This is a genomic window from Umezawaea sp. (assembly GCF_057122925.1).
The window spans coordinates 26,764-44,554 of sequence record NZ_DBNGPQ010000140.1 but is presented as its reverse complement, the minus strand read 5'-3'; the positions used below and the strand labels follow the sequence as shown (position 1 = coordinate 44,554).

The 17,791-nt window shown below is 71.1% G+C and carries 16 protein-coding genes; 5 read left to right on the top strand and 11 right to left on the bottom strand.

What is annotated here, in order from left to right:
• The first annotated feature begins 177 nt into the window (after positions 1-177).
• Both AC156L_RS31800 and AC156L_RS31795 read left to right on the top strand, forming a co-directional pair.
• A complete protein-coding gene (locus AC156L_RS31800; RefSeq protein WP_330879175.1) occupies positions 178-1,374 on the top strand; it encodes a M20 family metallopeptidase in 1,197 nt (398 codons plus the stop codon).
• The gene (locus AC156L_RS31795) at positions 1,371-2,639 is read left to right on the top strand and encodes an amidohydrolase (protein ID WP_330879176.1); all 1,269 of its coding nucleotides are present in this window, start codon (positions 1,371-1,373) and stop codon (positions 2,637-2,639) included. The genes AC156L_RS31800 and AC156L_RS31795 overlap by 4 nt, the downstream gene beginning before the upstream one ends.
• A 516-nt stretch (positions 2,640-3,155) precedes the next feature.
• Here AC156L_RS31795 and AC156L_RS31790 read toward each other — a convergent pair.
• Positions 3,156-4,016 carry an alkaline phosphatase D family protein gene (locus tag AC156L_RS31790; protein ID WP_330879177.1) on the bottom strand — a complete coding sequence of 287 codons (861 nt, stop codon included), beginning with the start codon at positions 4,014-4,016 and terminating at the stop codon, positions 3,156-3,158.
• Positions 4,017-4,023: 7 nt separating this feature from the next.
• On the bottom strand, positions 4,024-5,721 hold the full coding sequence (locus AC156L_RS31785; protein ID WP_330879254.1) for a glycerol-3-phosphate dehydrogenase/oxidase: 1,698 nt from the start codon (positions 5,719-5,721) through the stop codon (positions 4,024-4,026).
• Positions 5,722-6,081: 360 nt separating this feature from the next.
• Between AC156L_RS31785 and AC156L_RS31780 the strand changes: the two genes are divergently transcribed.
• Both AC156L_RS31780 and glpK read left to right on the top strand, forming a co-directional pair.
• Positions 6,082-6,825, top strand: a complete 744-nt coding sequence (locus tag AC156L_RS31780) for an MIP/aquaporin family protein (protein WP_330879178.1) — start codon at positions 6,082-6,084, stop codon at positions 6,823-6,825.
• A gap of 19 nt (positions 6,826-6,844) precedes the next feature.
• Complete coding sequence (gene glpK / locus AC156L_RS31775) at positions 6,845-8,359, top strand: glycerol kinase GlpK (protein ID WP_330879179.1); 1,515 nt, start codon at positions 6,845-6,847, stop codon at positions 8,357-8,359.
• 51 nt (positions 8,360-8,410) lie between these two features.
• Here glpK and AC156L_RS31770 read toward each other — a convergent pair whose 3' ends face one another.
• The gene (locus tag AC156L_RS31770; RefSeq protein WP_330879180.1) at positions 8,411-9,811 is read right to left on the bottom strand and encodes an NAD(P)H-quinone dehydrogenase; all 1,401 of its coding nucleotides are present in this window, start codon (positions 9,809-9,811) and stop codon (positions 8,411-8,413) included.
• Positions 9,812-9,930: 119 nt separating this feature from the next.
• Between AC156L_RS31770 and AC156L_RS31765 the strand changes: the two genes are divergently transcribed.
• Positions 9,931-10,380, top strand: a complete 450-nt coding sequence (locus tag AC156L_RS31765; RefSeq protein ID WP_259629769.1) for a gamma-glutamylcyclotransferase family protein — start codon at positions 9,931-9,933, stop codon at positions 10,378-10,380.
• A 522-nt stretch (positions 10,381-10,902) separates the two neighbouring features.
• On the opposite strand, the gene AC156L_RS31760 is transcribed toward AC156L_RS31765, so the two are convergent.
• The 8 genes from AC156L_RS31760 to AC156L_RS31725 are packed head-to-tail and all read right to left on the bottom strand — an operon-like array spanning position 10,903 to position 17,750.
• Complete coding sequence (locus tag AC156L_RS31760) at positions 10,903-11,721, bottom strand: ESX secretion-associated protein EspG (protein ID WP_330879181.1); 819 nt, start codon at positions 11,719-11,721, stop codon at positions 10,903-10,905.
• Complete coding sequence (locus AC156L_RS31755) at positions 11,721-12,971, bottom strand: PPE domain-containing protein (RefSeq protein WP_330879182.1); 1,251 nt, start codon at positions 12,969-12,971, stop codon at positions 11,721-11,723. Before AC156L_RS31755 ends, AC156L_RS31760 begins: the two co-directional genes overlap by 1 nt.
• A 43-nt stretch (positions 12,972-13,014) precedes the next feature.
• Positions 13,015-13,425, bottom strand: coding sequence for a transcriptional regulator (locus tag AC156L_RS31750; protein ID WP_484407555.1), 411 nt, complete (start codon positions 13,423-13,425; stop codon positions 13,015-13,017).
• A 48-nt stretch (positions 13,426-13,473) separates the two neighbouring features.
• On the bottom strand, positions 13,474-14,073 hold the full coding sequence (locus AC156L_RS31745; RefSeq protein ID WP_330879184.1) for a DUF3558 domain-containing protein: 600 nt from the start codon (positions 14,071-14,073) through the stop codon (positions 13,474-13,476).
• A 50-nt stretch (positions 14,074-14,123) separates the two neighbouring features.
• Positions 14,124-14,669, bottom strand: coding sequence for a GNAT family N-acetyltransferase (locus AC156L_RS31740; RefSeq protein ID WP_330879185.1), 546 nt, complete (start codon positions 14,667-14,669; stop codon positions 14,124-14,126).
• A gap of 9 nt (positions 14,670-14,678) precedes the next feature.
• Positions 14,679-15,509, bottom strand: coding sequence for an HAD family hydrolase (locus tag AC156L_RS31735; RefSeq protein WP_330879186.1), 831 nt, complete (start codon positions 15,507-15,509; stop codon positions 14,679-14,681).
• A 35-nt stretch (positions 15,510-15,544) separates the two neighbouring features.
• Positions 15,545-15,970 (bottom strand): DUF1707 SHOCT-like domain-containing protein, encoded by a 426-nt coding sequence (locus tag AC156L_RS31730; RefSeq protein WP_330879187.1) that lies wholly within the window; start codon positions 15,968-15,970, stop codon positions 15,545-15,547.
• 10 nt (positions 15,971-15,980) lie between these two features.
• The gene (locus AC156L_RS31725; protein WP_330879188.1) at positions 15,981-17,750 is read right to left on the bottom strand and encodes an acetyl/propionyl/methylcrotonyl-CoA carboxylase subunit alpha; all 1,770 of its coding nucleotides are present in this window, start codon (positions 17,748-17,750) and stop codon (positions 15,981-15,983) included.
• Positions 17,751-17,791 lie beyond the last annotated feature (41 nt).

The following is a 17,791-nucleotide window of genomic DNA, read 5'->3' as shown; positions in this document are numbered from 1 at the left end:
AAGCGTTCCATCTGCTGGGAAACGGCATCCGGGATACGGTCGTCCGGTCAGAATCGCGAGGCAGTGATCGGTCAGGCCGAACCCCGGCCGCCGTTTGGCGCATCGTCGTGACCGGCCGTCGGTTGATCACCGGAAGGGGACATCGCCCCGCCGGGACGTGATGCAGGATGGAAGCAAATGGGTACCGACTTCAAGATCAGCACACGCTCATCCGTGGAGCGGTACTCGACGGTGCTGGTCGACCTGTCGCGCAGCATCCACGCCGAGCCCGAGCTCGCCTTCCAGGAGCACCGGAGCGCCGAGAAGGTCGCCTCCCTGCTGGAGGGGGAGGGCTTCGAGGTCGAGCGGGGTGTCGCCCGGCTGGACACCGCGTTCACCGCCACCTACGGGGACGGTGACCTGGTCCTGGGCCTGTGCGTCGAGTACGACGCCCTGCCCGGTATCGGCCACGCCTGCGGCCACAACGTGATCGCCGCCGCGAGCACGGGCGCCGCGCTCGCCCTGCGTGACCTCGCGGACGCGCTCGGTGTCACGGTGAAGGTCATCGGCACGCCCGCCGAGGAGGTGGGCGGCGGCAAGGTGCTCATGCTGGAGCGCGGCGTGTTCGACGACGTCGCACTGTCCATGATGGTCCACCCCATGCCCTACGAGGCCATCGCGGCCCGTTCCCTCGCGATCACGGACGTCGAGGTGCACTACACCGGCAAGTCGTCGCACGCCGCCGCGGCCCCGCACCTCGGGGTGAACGCGGCGGACGCGGTCACGGTCGCCCAGGTGGCGATCGGGCTGGCCCGCCAGCACCTGGAGCCCGGCCAGATGGTGAGCGGCATCGTCATCGACGGCGGCACCGCGCCGAACATCGTGCCCGCCAAGGCGGCGGCCATGTTCGACCTGCGCGCCGAGGACCTCGAATCACTGCAACGCCTCGAGAACCGCATCGGGGCCTGCTTCCACGCCGGTGCCGTAGCCACCGGCTGCACCCATGAGGTCGTCAAGGTCTCGCCGATCTACGCCGAACTCACCCCGGACCCGTGGCTGGCGGACGCCTACCGGCAGGCCGCCGTCGCGCTGGGGAGGCGCCCGCTGAGTCCCGAACGGGAACGGCGGGAGAAGATCGGCAGCACCGACATGGGCAACGTCACCCGCGTGCTGCCCGCTATCCACCCGACCATCGCCATCGACTGCGGAAACGCGGTGAACCACCAGATCGAGTTCGCGAACGCCTGCGCGTCGGCTTCCGCCGACCAGGCCGTGCTCGACGGTGCGCTGGCCATGGCATGGACGACCATCACCGCGGCCACGGACCCGGACCAGCGCGCGAGACTCCTCGCCGCCGCTGCCGAACGTGCCGCAGCTCTCGGAGGTACGGCATGACCGTCGTCGATTCGCGGACCGATCTGTCACGGGAGGAGTCCGACGTGCTGTTGAGCAGGCAGGGGGTGAGCATTGCCCCTGTGGACGATCCCGGAGAGGGGCGCGGCCCCTCGTGGCTCGACGACTGGCTGACCGCGAACGCGGCCGAGGTCGTCGCCTGGCGCAGGCACCTCCACGCCAACCCGGAACTGTCGCGCAAGGAGTTCGCCACCACCGAACTCATCGCCCGCCTGCTGCGCTCGGTCGGCCTCAAGCCGAGGATCCTGCCCGGCGGCACCGGTCTGGTCTGCGACATCGGCAGCGGACCCCGGTGCGTCGCCCTGCGCGCGGACATGGACGCGCTCCCGTTGCAGGAGAACACCGGTCTGCCCTTCACCTCCTCTGTGGACGGTGCCTCGCACGCGTGCGGCCACGACGCGCACACCACGGTGCTGCTCGGCGCGGCGCTGGCCCTGGCGTCGGCGACCGAGCTGCCCGGCCGGGTGCGGCTGGTGTTCCAACCCGCCGAGGAGGTCATGCCCGGTGGGGCGCTCGACGTGCTCGCCGCGGGCGGGCTCGACGGGGTGGAGCGGATCTTCGGCCTGCACTGCGACCCCCGCCTGGAGGTCGGACGGGTCGGCACCCGGATCGGGGCCATCACGTCGGCCAGCGACCTGCTGGAGCTGCGGCTGACCTCGCCCGGCGGGCACACGTCCCGGCCGCACCTGACGGCCGACCTGGTCAACGCGCTGGGCACCGTGATCACCGGACTGCCGTCGCTGCTGTCGCGGCGGGTCGACCCCCGGTCCGGCACCGTGCTGGTGTGGGGGGCTGTGCACGCCGGTGAGGCGGCCAACGCGGTGCCCCAGGACGGCGTGCTGCGGGGGACCCTGCGGACCGGCGACCGGGAGATCTGGGCCGAGCTGGAGCCGCTGGTGAAGGAGCTGGTGGGAGCACTGCTCGCGCCGACCGGGGTCGGGTTCGACCTGCACCACCGGCGCGGCGTGCCGCCCGTGGTGAACGATCGCGACTCGACGCTGCTGTTCCGGGCCGGGATCGAGGCGGCGCTGGGGGAGGACGCCCTGGCCGGGACCGAGCAGTCGTCCGGCGGGGAGGACTTCGGGTGGTACCTGGAGCACGTGCCGGGGTCGTTCGCCCGGTTGGGTGTGTGGGACGGGGTGGGGAAGCAGCGGGATCTGCACCAGCCCACGTTCGACCTGGATGAGCGGGCTCTGCTGGTGGGGGTTCGGGTGATGGTGCACACCGCTTTGGCCGCGTTGGCTTAGAGGTTTGGCGCGGCTTGGTGGGTGGGCTTGCTGGGTGGGGCTTCGAGGGTTGGTTGGTGAGTGGCTCGTGGGGGCGGTCGATTTGACTTGGGGCCCCTCATTTGACCCTTGATCGTGCTTGACGGGCAGGTGGAACGCCTGCCCGATCATCAATTTCAAGGGTCAAATCCCCAAGTCAAATCGACCTCTTCGCGGGTCGGTGTGTGGCTGTGGGTGGGCAATCGGCTGGTGGCTGTGGGTGGGCAGGCTGCCGGTGGGCAGGCTGACGGTGGCTGCCGGTGGGCAGGCTGACGGTGGCTGCCGGTGGGCAAGCTGACGGTGGCTGCTGGTCGGCAGGCTGCCGGTCGGCAAGCGGCTGATGGCTGCCGGTTAGCAAGCTGCTGGCAGGCAAGCTGCTGGCAGGCAAGCTGCTGGTCGGCGTGCTGCTGGTGGCTGCCGGTGGCTGTCGGTCAGTTGGTGCCGGCTGGTCGGCCGCGGTGCCCTGCCGTTGGTGGCTGTGCTGGGTGGGTGCTGGTGTTAGTGGGTCGAGGCTGGTTTTACGCGTACCGGGCGGCCTGCTGGGCCGTTCACCCGGACCTCTGCCCGTGTTACCTCCAGCACGGCGCCCGAGTCCTCCTCGCAGGCCGCGTCGGAGATCAGCACCACGTTCGGTTCGCCTGTTTCCTTCAGCACTTCCGCTACCGCGTTGTCGTCCAGTTCGCGGGCGGCGATCAGCTTCCAGGTCGCGTCGCTGTCGCGGACGCCCTCGGTGAGCCACTCGCGTTGTTGCAGGTCTGATCCTGTGCGCCGGTCCAGGACGATCACGTCCACCAGGCGGCCGAACGTCAGGCCGCGGAACCTGCGGCCGTCGCGCACCGGTTGCCAGTCGAGGTGTTCGGCGGCCGTGACGACCACCGGGTGGGTGGCGTGCAGGCGGCGGACGTCCGGGTTGGTCAGGTGCCTGGCCAGCATCCGCTTGTCCGTCGGCAGGGAGCCGACCTGGAGCACCGCGTCCAGGTCCGGGCGTTGGGCCAGGTGGGCGTGGGCCTGGCCGCGGAGGACGCCGAAGCGCAGCATGTCGCACTCGTCGTGCGGGGCGGTGGTCGTGCGGCCCGTTTCCGAGACGACGTTGCCGATGCGGAAGCGGTAGTAGTACGCCGTCCTCGGGCGCAGGCCGGTGACCGGGACCTTGACCGTGTGGTCGCGTTCGGCCGTCGCCAGCGCCATGCCCGCCGTCATGGGGCGTTCGAACGACAGGGTGCGGGACAGCTCCCACGTGACGCTCACGACGGGCAGGGTGGTCGTCACCCGTGTCCACAGCAGAACGCCGTCCGGCCACGGGTCGCCGGACGCGACGCCGTGGCCGAACGACACCTGCCAGTCGTGCGGGGAACTCATCCGCGGATCAGGAGACGGGCTCGATCAGCTGCGGACGGGCTTCCGGAGCCGCCGCGCGGACGCCGTCCGCCGACTCGTCGTTGGCCTGGGTCTGCGACTCGCGCTCCGCCTCGACCCGCGAGTTGTAGACCTCGACCTCCCGCTTGATCCGCTCCTCGTCCCAGCCGAGCACCTCGGCGATGAGCCGGGCGACCGGCTCGGCGCTCTCCACACCGCGGTGCGGGTACTCGATCGAGATCCGGGTGCGCCGGGTGAGCACGTCCTCCAGGTGCAGGGCGCCCTCGTGGCTCACGGCGTAGTACGCCTCGACCTGGAGGTAGTCCGGCGAACCGGGGATCGGCTTGAGCAGCTCGGGGTGGTCGCGGGACAGGCCGAGCACCTCGTGCACCAGCGAGCCGTAGCGGTCGAGCAGGTGCCGCACGCGGTACGGGTGCAGGCCGTAGCGGGTGGCCAGCTGGTCGGCCTGGTTGACCAGCGCGTGGTAGCCGTCCGCGCCGACCAGCGGCACCTTGTCCGTGATGGACGGTTGGATGCGGCCGGGCACGTCCACCGACGCGGCGTCGATCGCGTCGGCGCCCATCACCCGGTACGTCGTGTACTTGCCGCCCGCGATGGCGACGAGGCCGGGGGAGACGCGGGCCACGGCGTGTTCGCGGGACAGCTTCGACGTGGACTCGTTCTCACCCGCGAGCAGCGGCCGGAGACCGGCGTAGACGCCTTCGATGTCGTCGTGCGTCAGCGGGGTCGCGAGGACCGAGTTCACGTGTTCGAGGATGTAGTCGATGTCCGCGCGGGTGGCGGCGGGGTGCGCGAGGTCGAGGTTCCAGTCCGTGTCGGTGGTGCCGACGATCCAGTGGTTGCGCCACGGGATGACGAACAGGACGGACTTCTCGGTGCGCAGGATCATGCCGGACTCCGACACGATCCGGTCGCGCGCGACCACGATGTGCACGCCCTTGCTGGCGCGCACGCGGAACCGGCCCCTGCTGCCCGAGAGCCGCTGGAGCTCGTCGGTCCACACGCCCGTGGCGTTGATCACGGCGTGCGCCCGGACGTCGGTCTCGCGGCCGTCCTCGACGTCGCGGACCCGCACGCCCGACACCCGGTCCGCCTCGCGGAGGAAGTCGACGACCTGCGTGGACGTCCGCACGACGGCACCGTAGTGCGCGGCGGTGCGGCCGACCATCATGGTGTGGCGGGCGTCGTCGGCCTGCGCGTCGAAGTAGCGGATGCCGCCGATCAGCGCGTCCCGCTTCAGCGCGGGCACCATGCGCAGTGCGCCCGCCTTGGTCAGGTGCTTCTGGCCGGGGACGGACCGCCCGCCGCCCATGGAGTCGTAGAGGAACAGGCCCGCCGCCGTGTACGGCCGCTCCCAGACCCGCTTGGTCAGCGGGTAGAGGAACGAGACCGGCTTCACCAGGTGGGGGGCGATCCGGTTCAGCATCAGTTCGCGTTCCCGAAGGGCTTCGCGGACGAGGCCGAACTCCAGCTGTTCGAGGTAGCGGAGACCGCCGTGGAACAGCTTGCTCGACCGGCTCGACGTGCCGGAGGCCAGGTCGCGGGCCTCGACGAGGGCCACCCGCAGGCCGCGCGTCGCCGCGTCCAGCGCCGCGCCGACCCCGACCACACCGCCGCCGACGATGACGACGTCGAAGGTCTCGGTCTCCAGCCGTCGCCAGGACTCCTCGCGTTCCAGAGGCCCCATGCGACCGGTGACGGCCGCCTCGACCTCGGTCTCGGTTTGCTCGTGCACCGCTGCTGTTCGGGGCTTGCGCGTGGCCACGACAGACGCCTCCCTGCGCTGACCTGCTGTTGACAACTCGCACGTTACCCGTAGGTACGGACATTCGGGGATCGTGGGCTTCGCGTTGGCGCGCTCTAACGGTTTGTGATGTGCTGACCAGGAGAGAACGGCCACGGAACGGTCTGAACTGACGACCGGGCCATAGACAACCGCTCAGTTCTGCGGTTAGCGTCTGGTCGCACCACGGGGTGGCAGCGCGGCCGAACCCGAGCTCGGACGCGCCTCCCCGCCCTGTCCGCCACACGGCGAGGAGGCTGGCGAGTGAGTGCAGGTTCGATCTTCGTCTGGGAAACCCTCGGCACCGCGATATTGATCTTGCTCGGTACCGCTGTCGTCGCAAACCACGTGCTCCGCAACACCAACGGCAACGGCGCGGGCACCCTGTTCATCAACGTCGGTTGGGCGTTCGCCGTCTTCACGGGTGCGAGCGTCGCCGCCCAGAGCGGCGCGCACCTCAACCCGGCGGTCACCCTCGGTCTGGCGATCAGCGACAAGACCGACTGGGGTGACGTCCCCTTCTACTTCGCGGGCCAGATGGTCGGCGCCGTCATCGGCGCCATGCTCACCTGGGCCACCTACAAGCTCCAGTTCGACGCGCACGACGAACCGGGCGGCACGCTGGGGATCTTCTCCACCGCGCCGCAGATCCGGAACACGCCGTGGAACCTCGTGACGGAGATCATCGGCACGTTCGTCCTGGTCGCGTGGATCCTGCTCAGCCCCGGCGCGAAGATGGCCGAGGGCGGGCTGCCCCAGCTGGGCAACTCCGCGCTCGGCTACGCCGGTGTCGCGTTCGTCGTCCTGGTGATCGGCACCTCGCTCGGCGGTCCGACCGGGTACGCCATCAACCCGGCCCGCGACCTGGGGCCCCGCATCGCCTACGCGTTCCTGATGCCCATCAGGGGCAAGGCCGACCCGGACTGGGGCTACTCCTGGATCCCGGTCGTCGGCCCGCTCGTCGGCGGCGCGCTGGCGGCCCTGCTCTACCTGGTACTCCCGGTCTGAAGATGAGAGGACACCTCGCATGACCCAGTACGTGGCCGCGATCGACCAGGGCACCACCTCGACCAGGTGCATGATCTTCGACCACTCCGGTCGGGTCGTCTCGGTCGACCAGAAGGAGCACGAGCAGATCTTCCCGAAGGCGGGCTGGGTCGAGCACGACCCGGAGGAGATCTGGACGAACACCCGCCAGGTCGCCGCGGGAGCGCTCGCCAAGGCCGACCTGACCACCGCGGACATCGTCGCGGTCGGCATCACCAACCAGCGCGAGACCGCGGTGGTGTGGGACAGGACCACCGGCAAGCCCGTCTACAACGCGATCGTCTGGCAGGACACGCGCACGGACAAGATCTGCCAGGAGCTGGAGGCCCTGGGCGGTGGGCAGGAGCGGTACCGCGAGAAGACCGGTCTGCCGCTGGCGACCTACTTCTCCGGCCCGAAGGTCCGCTGGATCCTGGACAACGTCGACGGCGCCCGCGCCAAGGCCGAAGCCGGTGACCTGCTGTTCGGCAACATGGACACGTGGGTGCTGTGGAACATGACCGGCGGTGCCGACGGCGGGGTGCACGTCACCGACCCGACGAACGCCTCCCGCACGCTGCTGATGGACCTGGACACGTTGACCTGGGACGAGTCCATCGCGGCCGACATGAAGATCCCGGTGTCGATGCTGCCGGAGATCAAGTCGTCGTCCGAGGTCTACGGGCAGGTCCGCGAGCGCGGTGCCCTGGCCGGGCTGCCGATCGCGGGCATCCTCGGCGACCAGCAGGCCGCGACGTTCGGCCAGGCCTGCCTGTCGCCCGGTGAGGCGAAGAACACCTACGGCACCGGCAACTTCGTGCTGCTCAACACGGGCACGGAGAAGGTGCTCAGCAACAACGGCCTGCTGACCACGGTCTGCTACAAGATCGGCGACAACGCCACGGTGTACGCCCTGGAGGGCTCCATCGCGGTCACCGGCTCGCTGGTGCAGTGGCTGCGCGACAACCTCGGCATGATCGGCTCGGCCGCCGAGATCGAGGAGCACGCGCGGACCGTCGAGGACAACGGCGGCGCGTACTTCGTGCCCGCGTTCTCGGGCCTGTTCGCGCCGTACTGGCGGTCCGACGCGCGCGGCGCGATCGTCGGCCTCACCCGGTACGTCAACAAGGGCCACCTGGCCCGCGCGGTCCTGGAGGCCACGGCGTTCCAGTCCCGCGAGGTCATCGACGCCATGAACGCCGACTCGGGCGTGGAGCTGACGTCGTTGAAGGTCGACGGCGGCATGGTCGTCAACGAGCTGCTGATGCAGTTCCAGGCCGACATCCTCGGCGTGCCGGTGATCCGGCCGGTCGTCGCGGAGACCACGGCGCTGGGTGCGGCGTACGCGGCCGGGCTCGCGGTCGGGTTCTGGAAGGGCGAGGACGACATCCGCGAGAACTGGGCGCAGGACAAGCAGTGGGACCCGTCGATGGACGAGTCGCAGCGGGCCAGTGAGTACAAGAACTGGAAGAAGGCCGTGAGCCGGACGCTGGACTGGGTCGACAAGGACGAGTGATGTGTGAAGAGGGCCCGTCCTCGAAGCGAGGACGGGCCCTCTTCGTCGTTCCTAGTCCAGGTCGTCGTGCCGCATCAGCTGGCGGCCGGATTCCGTGATGGAGCCCGAGAGCGACGGGTACACCGAGAACGTGGTGGCCAGGTCCTCGACGGTGAGCTGGTTCTGCACGGAGAGGGCGATCGGCAGGATCAGCTCGCTCGCGTTCGGGGCCACGACGACGCCGCCGATCACCACACCGGTCGCCGGGCGGCAGAACAGCTTCACGAAGCCGCGGCGCAGGCCCTCCATCTTGGCGCGCGGGTTCGTCGCCAGGGGGAGCATGATCGTGCGGGCCGGGACCTTGCCGGAGTCGATCGCGTGCTGGCTGATGCCGACGTTCGCGATCTCCGGGTTGGTGAACACGTTCGCCGCGACCGTCTTGAGCTTGATCGGGCTGACGCCCTCGCCCAGCGCGTGCCACATCGCGATGCGGCCCTGCATGGCCGCGACCGACGCGAGCAGCATCAGGCCGGTGCAGTCGCCCGCCGCGTAGACGCCGGACACGTTCGTGCGCGACACCCGGTCGACCGGGATGTAGCCGCCGCGACCCAGCTCGATGCCGATCTTGTCCAGGCCGATGTCGGTGGTGTTCGGGATCGAGCCGACCGCCATCAGGGCGTGGCTGGCCTCGATCACGCGGCCGTCCTCCAGGTGGATCTTGACGCCGTCGCCGACGTTCTCCACCCTGTCCGCCCGCGCGTGCTTCACCACGGTCGTGCCGCGCTCGGCGAACACGTCCTCCAGCACCGCGGCGGCGTCCGCGTCCTCGTGCGGGAGCACGCGGTCGCGGCTGGACACCATCGTGACCTTGACACCCAGCTCGGTGTAGGCGGAGGCGAACTCGACACCCGTGACACCGGAGCCGATGACGGCCAGGTGCTCGGGGAGTTCGGGGAGGTCGTAGATCTGCCGCCAGTCCAGGACGCGCTTGCCGTCCGGCTCGGCGCCGGGCAACACGCGCGGGGTCGCACCTGTGGCGATCAACACCACGTCGGCCGACAGCGTCTCGGTCTCGCCGTTCGAGTCGACCACGACCCGGTGCTGCGCCAGCCCGCGCGTGTCGTCGCAGAACTTCGCCGTGCCGTTGACGATCCGGACACCCTCGCGCTGGAGCCGCGCCCGGATGTCGGCGGACTGCGCGAGCGCAAGGCCCTTCACCCGACCGTGTACAACCGGGAGATCGACCTCCGCGGCGTTGTCGTCGGTGTGAATGCCCAGCTCACCGGCGTTGCGGAAGGCGCTGCGACCGCCCGCGGAGGCGATGAACGTCTTGGAGGGAACGCAGTCGTAGAGCACGCAGGCGCCACCGACGCCGTCGCTCTCCACGACCGTGACTTCGGCCCCGTGCTGAGCTGCGACAAGAGCGGCTTCATAGCCTGCGGGGCCGCCGCCCATGATGACGATGCGGGTCACGCGAGATCCTCCTCAGACAGCGGCAACGGCCGCGCACAACCGTACGCGGTCGGGTCGTTGTCCGTGTCGTCCGGTCTTGTGTTCCTCAAGGTGATCGCCGTGTCGCTAGGCTGTCGGTCGTGCCGCTCTATGCCGCGTACGGGTCGAACATGGATCCGAACCAGATGATGGAGCGAGCCCCCTACTCCCCGATGGCGGGGACTGGCTGGCTCGCTGGTTGGCGTCTGTCGTTCGGTGGCGAGGACCTCGGCTGGGAGGGCGCGCTCGCCACCATCGTCGAGGACCCCGACTCCCAGACCTTCGCCGTCCTCTACGACGTGTCACCGCGGGACGAGTCGCGGTTGGACCGGTGGGAGGGGGCGCTGGGTCTGTACAAGAAGATCCGGCTGCGGGTGCAGACGTTGGAGGGGTCGGTCGTCGCCTGGCTGTACGTGTTGGACGCGTACGAAGGGGGGCTGCCCTCGGCGCGCTACCTCGGGGTGGTGGCTGACGCGGCTGAGGCCGCTGGGGCGCCTGACGACTACGTGTCGGACCTGCGGACGAAGCCCTGTCGGGGGATCGGGTCCTGAGCTCGACCCCCCCGATTCCCGATCGTGTCGATGGCTCGTTCCGGTTGTCAAGGCGGGAAAGATGCCTTGACAACCGGAACGAGCCATGACTGTGGGGGAGATCGGGGCGGCTGGGGTGGGGGAAGGGTTTGAAGGGCTGTGAGCTTGGGTGGGTGTGGAGTTGGGGCCGGGGGGCCCGGTGGGGTGCGGTCGGTCACGGGGTGGGATTGGGCCGGGGGCCGGTGAGCTGCTGTTGGTCACGGGGCTGGGCGAGCCGCCGCTTGTTCGTCGGTGGTGGTGGGAACGTGCTCGCTGGTCCGCTGGTCCCGTGAGTCAGTTCGTGAGTCCCGTGAGTCCCGCTGGTCCGCAGGTCCCGGCTCGTCCGTCGGTCCCGTGAGTCCCGCTGGTCCTGGCTAGTCCGCCAGCCCCGCCAGCCCCGCCAGCCCCGGCTGGCCTGCTTACTGGCTCGTCCGGTCCGAGCTGCAACGCTGCCACCGCCGGCTACTCGGCGGCCCGCCCGCGAAGCCCAGGGCCAACCGTGCCTCAGCCCCTGTCGCGGTCGTTGCGGCTCTCTGCCTGTAGTTCTGACAGGTGGTGGTCCAGTCTGCGGTGGTCTACCGGTGAGACCGTGCTCCACGGTTGCTGGCCGGGGGCGGCTCGGCGCATCTGCACGTACCTGCCCTCCGGCGTGTCGTAGAACGCGACCACCCGTTCCGGCCTTCGGCGTTTGCCCCACTTGTCCCTGGTCGCCGCGCCGAACTGGCCTCGGTTCCCGGCTTCGCGCATCATCTCGGCGAGCGTGTGGGCGTCGTCCCTGCGCACGCCTCGGGCGTTCAGGGCGTTTTCCAGTTGTTCCGGGGTGCTCGCCGCCGCCGCTGCCGCGTCCAGGTCGGCGCTGGGCAGGGTGATCGAGTGGCCAGGGCCTGCTGGGGCCGGTGGCAGTACCGACAGGGCTTCTCGCGGCAGGCTTTCGCCCGAGGCCGCGCGCAGGGTGAGGTTGTCGCCGTCCAGCACCGCCAGCACGCCCGCCTGGCCCTTGGCGGCTGCCAGCACGCGGACGCTGCGGCCCAGCCAGAGGCGGCCGTCCACTTCGGTCTGCGGGCGGTTGAGCAGGTGCAGCAGGTCCTCCAGCGCGGGGTCCAGGGAGACCGGTTTGCCGAGGCCCCGGCGCTCCAGGCCCGCCCACACCGTGCGTTCCAGCTCGGCGCGTTCGGCGTGGGTCTTGCCCGGTGACGGCACCTTCAGCACGAGCGGCATCATCTCCAGGCGGAGGTGCTCCCAGAGCACGTCGAACTCCAGCGCCGAGATGGTGACCGGTTCCCGCAGGTCGTTCGTGCCGAGGTCCACTCCGAACGTCGTCATCAACTGCTCTGGTTCTCCCCGATCACCGGTGGCGAGATCATCCCGCCGATCCCGTAGATGTCGTCGGTCTCGCGCAGGTAGTCGGCGGCGTTGTGCTCGCCGTCCTCCTCGTCGTCGGCTCGTGCGGCGCCGACGTTGCCGAACGGGTCGAACGAGCTCTGCGCGGGCACCATCGGCGTCGACCTGCGGTGCACGGTGTCGTTGTCCGGCGCCGTCGAGCCCGCCGCGCCGCCCGCGGCCCCGCCCGCGCCGCCCGCCACGCCGTGCTGGGCGGTCGGGGTGGCGACGGGTGCGAACTCGGAGCCGCTGATCACGGTCACGCCCGACTGCTTGCCCGCGCCACCCGCCTGGCCTGCCGCGCGGTCCGCGTTCGCGTCCTCTGCGGAGGCCGACCTGGTCTCCTCCTTGCGCGGCTTGGAGCTGATCCGGCCGCCGATCACGCCACCGCCGCCGGGGCCGGGGCCGCCGACCACGCCGGTCGAGACGACGCCGGTGGGGGTGCGGGTGGTGCCGGTGGTGGGGGCCGAGGGCGTGGTGGTCGCGCCCGACGTGCGGGTGCCGCTGCCCGCCGGACCCGTGGTGGAGTGGACCGGACGGCCGCCGCCCCGGCCGCGGCCTCCGCGCGAACCGCCGCCGCCGCGGCCGGTGACCACGCCGTACTCGCCGCCCGTGCCGCTGATGCCGTGCGTGGCACCCAGCGAGGACTGCGAGGCGTTGATCACGAGCTGCGGCGGCTGGTGGAACTGGCCGAGCGTGCTGGTGTTCGTGGTCGTGCTGGACGCGTAGGTCGCCATGACCTCACGCGCGCGCTGCTCGGCGGCGCTGTGCGCCTTCTCCTGCACCTCGTAGTCGGTCTGACCTCCGACGAGGTGGGTGAGCGCGCTGAGGAGCTTGCCGGGGTCCTCGGCCGTGACCGGCACGGGCGCGGGCATGTCGGAGCGGGCCTTGCTGATGAAGTCGGCCTGCATCTCGGCGGAGACGCGCATCACGTCGGCGCCGGTGCGGGCGTCGTCGGCCCAGGCGGCGAGCGGGTTCAGGCCTGAGCGCGCCTTGTCGGCGGCCTTGCCCTCCCAGGTCGCGCCGGAGTTCGCGACGCCTCGGAGCAGCTCGTCGTTGATCTCCACGAGGGCTGCCGAAACGCCCTGCCAGCGTTCCATCGACGCGTGCGACGCCTTCGGTCCCGGCCCCGAGTTGATCTGCTTGTAGAGCTCCTCGTGGCTGTAACCGTTCCAGCGGTGTCCGTCGGGCATGAAGATTTCCCCTCGCTTCGCGACCGGCCGTTCTCGTGCGGTCTCAGCAGCCGCTCTGCTTCATCAAGCCGGTTGCGTCGTCGTCCATCGCCAGGTACTGCTGTTCGACCAGGTCCAGGGCGTCCATCGCGGACTTGAGCTGCCGCTGGTAGCTCGTCAGCGCGCCCAGCGCCGAGTCCCCTGACTCGAAGGCGCGCTCGTTGAACTTCTCCGCGGCTTCCACGCTCACGCCGTCGCCTGCCCAGGGGCGGACCCTGACCTCGGTGACCGCGAGCTCGATCTGCTGGTCCAGTTTCGTCAGCGCGTTCGCGAAGGCGCTGCGGAGACTGGGGATCGCTCCTGGCTCCACGGTGAGCGTGTGGGTAGTCAGGAACGCCTCGACGTCGGCACCACTAACCTCGGACGGCATCCCGGCCTCCTGCGTAACGTCGTTCTCGGTCGACACTCTAGCCATGCGGGTGGACCACCAGGGAGGGGCTGAACCGACATCCCCCCGAGTGGGTCAGCGCTGTTCGAGCAAACCGCTCAACGCGGCCTCCGCGGCGCGCTGGGCGCCCGCGCAGAGCGTGTCCTGGGTGGCCTTCTCCTCGTTGCCGCCGTCCCGGAACATCACGTCCAGGAACTGCCCCTCGGCCACGTCCACCTCCACGTTGCACACGTCCTCGATCCCCGGCGTTCGGATGATCATCGCCGGGAACCCGCCGATGGTCGTGAACTCCGGCTCCACCTGCGCGTTCTCGGAGAGCCACACCCCGACGCCCTCGACTGTGACGAGCGCGAGGCGCATCACGTTCCCACTGATGCCACTCCGGAAGGAACACACCTTCGACTCCCCGAAGGTGGAGTCGACGTAGGCGTTGGGCGCGTGGTCGAGGCTGAGCTGGGCCCGCTGCTCCTCGCTGAGGACGGTGCACGGGTCGAGCCCGTCGAGCTTGACCTCCCTCGGCCTCGGCAGCTGCGAGACGGTGGTGGTGGTCGTCGTCGCGGGTTCGGTCGGGGTGGCGGAGGAGGACCCGTGGTCCGCGGTCGGGTGGGGCTGCGCCGAGCAGCCGGCGAGTATCAGTGCAGGTAGGGCGAGCGCGATCAGCAGGAGACGCCGCATGGGCGTTTACCGTAGTACCGGGGCACGACAGTTCCGCTGCTGCGGGGTGACTAGTCGGTGGCGAGCTTCGACCAGATCTGGAGGTCGTGGTGCTCCCCGTCGACCAGTTGCGCGCCGCGCAGCCGACCCTCCAGGGTGAAACCCGCCTTCTCGGCCACCCGTTGTGATGAAGTGTTTCCCACGGCCTGGCGGTAGCTGATCCGGTGCAGGTCGACGAAGCCGAAGCCGAACCCGGTCACGGCCGTGGCCGCGTGCACGGCGATCCCGCGCCCCCGGTGCTCGGCGGCGGTCCAGCAGACCAGCTCGGCCGACCCGTTGTGCGGGTCGACGTCCTTCAGCGCGACCTCGCCGACCGGGTGGCCCAGGAGCTGGTCGCACACCGCCCACGAGTAGCGCTGGTCGCTCTCCCACTGCCAGGCGCGGAACTCCACGTACTTCCGCGCGCCCGCCGCGTCCGCCACGAGCAGGCCGCCCTGCCAGCGGCGGATCTCCGGGTCGGCGAACGCCGCCACCAGCGCCGCGCCGTCGTCGATCCGGTCGTCCGCGCGCAGCTGCCGCAGGTAGTACTCGCCCGCGTTGATCTCGACCGGCTCCACGGGGGCACTCTAACCGTTGTCGCTGGTGAAGCCGTCGTGCTCCTCGGCGAGCGCGTCGAGCCAGTCGCGCCGCGACCCCGCGGGACGGCCGTCCGGCGCGGTCAGGAGTTCCACGACCCAGTCGGCCGCTTCGGCGTCGTCCTCGCCCGCCAGCAGTTCCCGGTGCACGGCGGCGGGCGCCCAGCCCGCCCCGGCCAGCTCCCCGGCGAGCCGTTCCGCGGCCTCGCGCTCGGGCAGCACCAGCAGCACCTCGTCGGCCACCGCCCTCGGTTCGACCTCGGGCGAGCCGTCCAGCAGACCCCGCGCGACCAGGGCCTCGCGCAGCGCGGCCGTCGTGGGGGTGTGCACGCCGTCGATGCCGATGGACCGGGCACCCGCGGCGTTCTCCTCCTTGTCGTCGCAGAACACCGTGCCGCCCGGCGAGTGCTGGAGCACCCGCAGCGCGCGCCGGAACGCCTCGGGCGACGGCTTCGCCACGCCGATCCGCGCCGACGACACGACGGCGTCCACCTCGCGGTCGAGGCCGAGCAGCCGCAGGTCGTCCGGCAGCCTGCTGGTGGCGTTGGTCAGCAGCGCCACGCGGCAGCGCGTCCGCGCCCGGCGCACCAGGGCGAGCGCCTCGGTGACGACCTCGCCCGGCCGCGACCACGCGGCCACGGCCGCGGCGGCGCCGGGTGCGGCGAGGCGGTCCACGACGGACGCCCGCCACACCTCGTCCGGCACGGCGCCGACCAGCGCGGGGGTGATCAGGTCCGGGGCGAAGCCCGCACGGGCCAGCGCGCCGCGCGGCAGGCCGTGGGCGTCCTCGACGGGGGCGTCGGGCGGGAAGCGCCGCAGCACGCCGTCGAGGTCGAGCAGCAGCAGGGTCGGGGTGGTCAGCGCCGCCGCCCGCGGTCGCGCCTGCCGTCGTCGCCGAGCGCGCTGCCCACGAGGACCGCGATCACGGGGATCACCAGGAAGACGAACGGGTTCCGGACGATGAAGAACAGGGCGACGGCGAGCAGCCCCGCCAGCGGCACGGCGACGCGCAGCAGCCGGTGGCCCAGGGGTGACCCCGTCGACCGGGGGAGCACCGGCCCCGACACCGGCTCCGAGAGCGGGACCTGCCCGAACCCCGGGTGCGGCAGGGGCAGGTCGGCGAACAGCGCGAGCAGGTCACCGCGGGTCTTGGCGGTCGTGACGAGCGCGGAGCGGTCGCCGTACTCGTCCAGTTCGAGCCGACCGGCGCTCATGTGCTCGCCGAGCGCCCTGAGTGCTTCTTCGCGCTCGGCGTCACCGATGCGGATGTCGGACTCGCTCACACCGTCGAACCTAGTCCTTCAGTTCGCAGAGCACGGTCCCCTGCGTGACGGGGGAGCCGGGCGCGGCCGAGAGACCGGTCACCGTGCCCGCCTTGTGGGCCGTCACCGGGTTCTCCATCTTCATGGCCTCCAGGACGACGATCAGCTCGCCCGCCTCGACGACCTGGCCCTCCTCGACGGCCACCTTGACGATCGTGCCCTGCATCGGGGCGGCCACCGCGTCACCGGACGCCGCCGCGCCCGAACCGCCGGAGCGCTTGCGGGGCTTGGCCTTCGCGGCCGACCGGCCACCGCCCGCGCCGCCGCCCCCGCCGAGCGCGAGGTCGCCGGGCAGCGAGACCTCCAGCCGCCTGCCGCCGACCTCCACGACCACGGTCTGCCGCGGCTCGTCCTCGCCCGCCTCGGCGGGGTTCGCGAACGGCTCGATCCGGTTGTCGAACTCCGTCTCGATCCAGCGCGTGTGGACGGTGAAGCCGTCCTCGGCCGTGAACGCCGGGTCGCGCACGATGACCCGGTGGAACGGCAGCACGGTCGCCATGCCGTCCACGACCATCTCGTCCAGCGCCCGCCGCGCCCGCTCGATCGCCTGCTCGCGGGTCTCGCCCGTGACGATCAGCTTGGCCAGCAGCGAGTCGAACTGCCCGCCGATGACGCTGCCGCTCTCCACACCCGCGTCCACCCGCACACCGGGGCCGGACGGGGCGCTGAACAGGGTCACCGTGCCGGGGGCGGGCAGGAAGCCGCGACCGGCGTCCTCGCCGTTGATCCGGAACTCGATGGAGTGCCCGCGCGGCGCCGGGTCCTCGGTGAAGCGCAGCTCCTCGCCCGCGGCGATCCGGAACTGCTCGCGCACGAGGTCGAGCCCGGAGGTCTCCTCGCTGACCGGGTGCTCGACCTGGAGGCGCGTGTTGACCTCCAGGAACGAGATCGTGCCGTCCAGCGCCACCAGGTACTCGACCGTGCCCGCGCCGTAGTAGCCCGCTTCCTCGCAGATGGCCCGCGCCGAGCTGTGGATCGCCGCGCGCTGCTCGTCGGTCAGGAACGGCGCCGGGGCCTCCTCGACCAGCTTCTGGTGCCGCCTCTGCAACGAGCAGTCGCGGGTGCCGACGACGACCACGTTGCCGTGCTGGTCGGCGAGCACCTGCGCCTCGACGTGGCGAGGCTTGTCCAGGTAGCGCTCCACGAAGCACTCGCCGCGGCCGAACGCCGAGACGGCCTCGCGCACCGCGCTGTCGAACAGCTCGGGGATCTCCTCCATCGTGCGGGCGACCTTCAGGCCGCGCCCGCCGCCGCCGAACGCGGCCTTGATGGCCACCGGCAGGCCGTGCTGCTCGGCGAAGGCGATGATCTCGTCCGGCCCGCCGACCGGGTCGTTCGTGCCGGGCACGAGCGGCGCGCCGGCGCGGGTCGCGATGTGCCGGGCGGTCACCTTGTCGCCGAGGTCGCGGATGGCCTGCGGGCTCGGCCCGATCCAGGTCAGCCCGGCGTCGATGACGGCCTGGGCGAAGTCCGCGTTCTCCGAGAGGAACCCGTAGCCGGGGTGCACGGCGTCGGCCTCGGCCCGCTTGGCGACGTCCAGGAGCTTGTCGACCGACAGGTACGTCTCACCGGACGTGCCGCCGTTGAGGGCGAACGCCTCGTCCGCCAGGCGCGCGAACGGCGCGTCCCGGTCCGGGTCGGCGTAGACCGCCACGCTGGAGAGGCCGGCGTCTCGGCACGCGCGGATGACCCGGACGGCGATCTCACCGCGGTTCGCGACGAGGACCTTGCGCAGTGCCACCACGTCCTACCTCCCAGGCGACGACGACTCGGGGAACAACC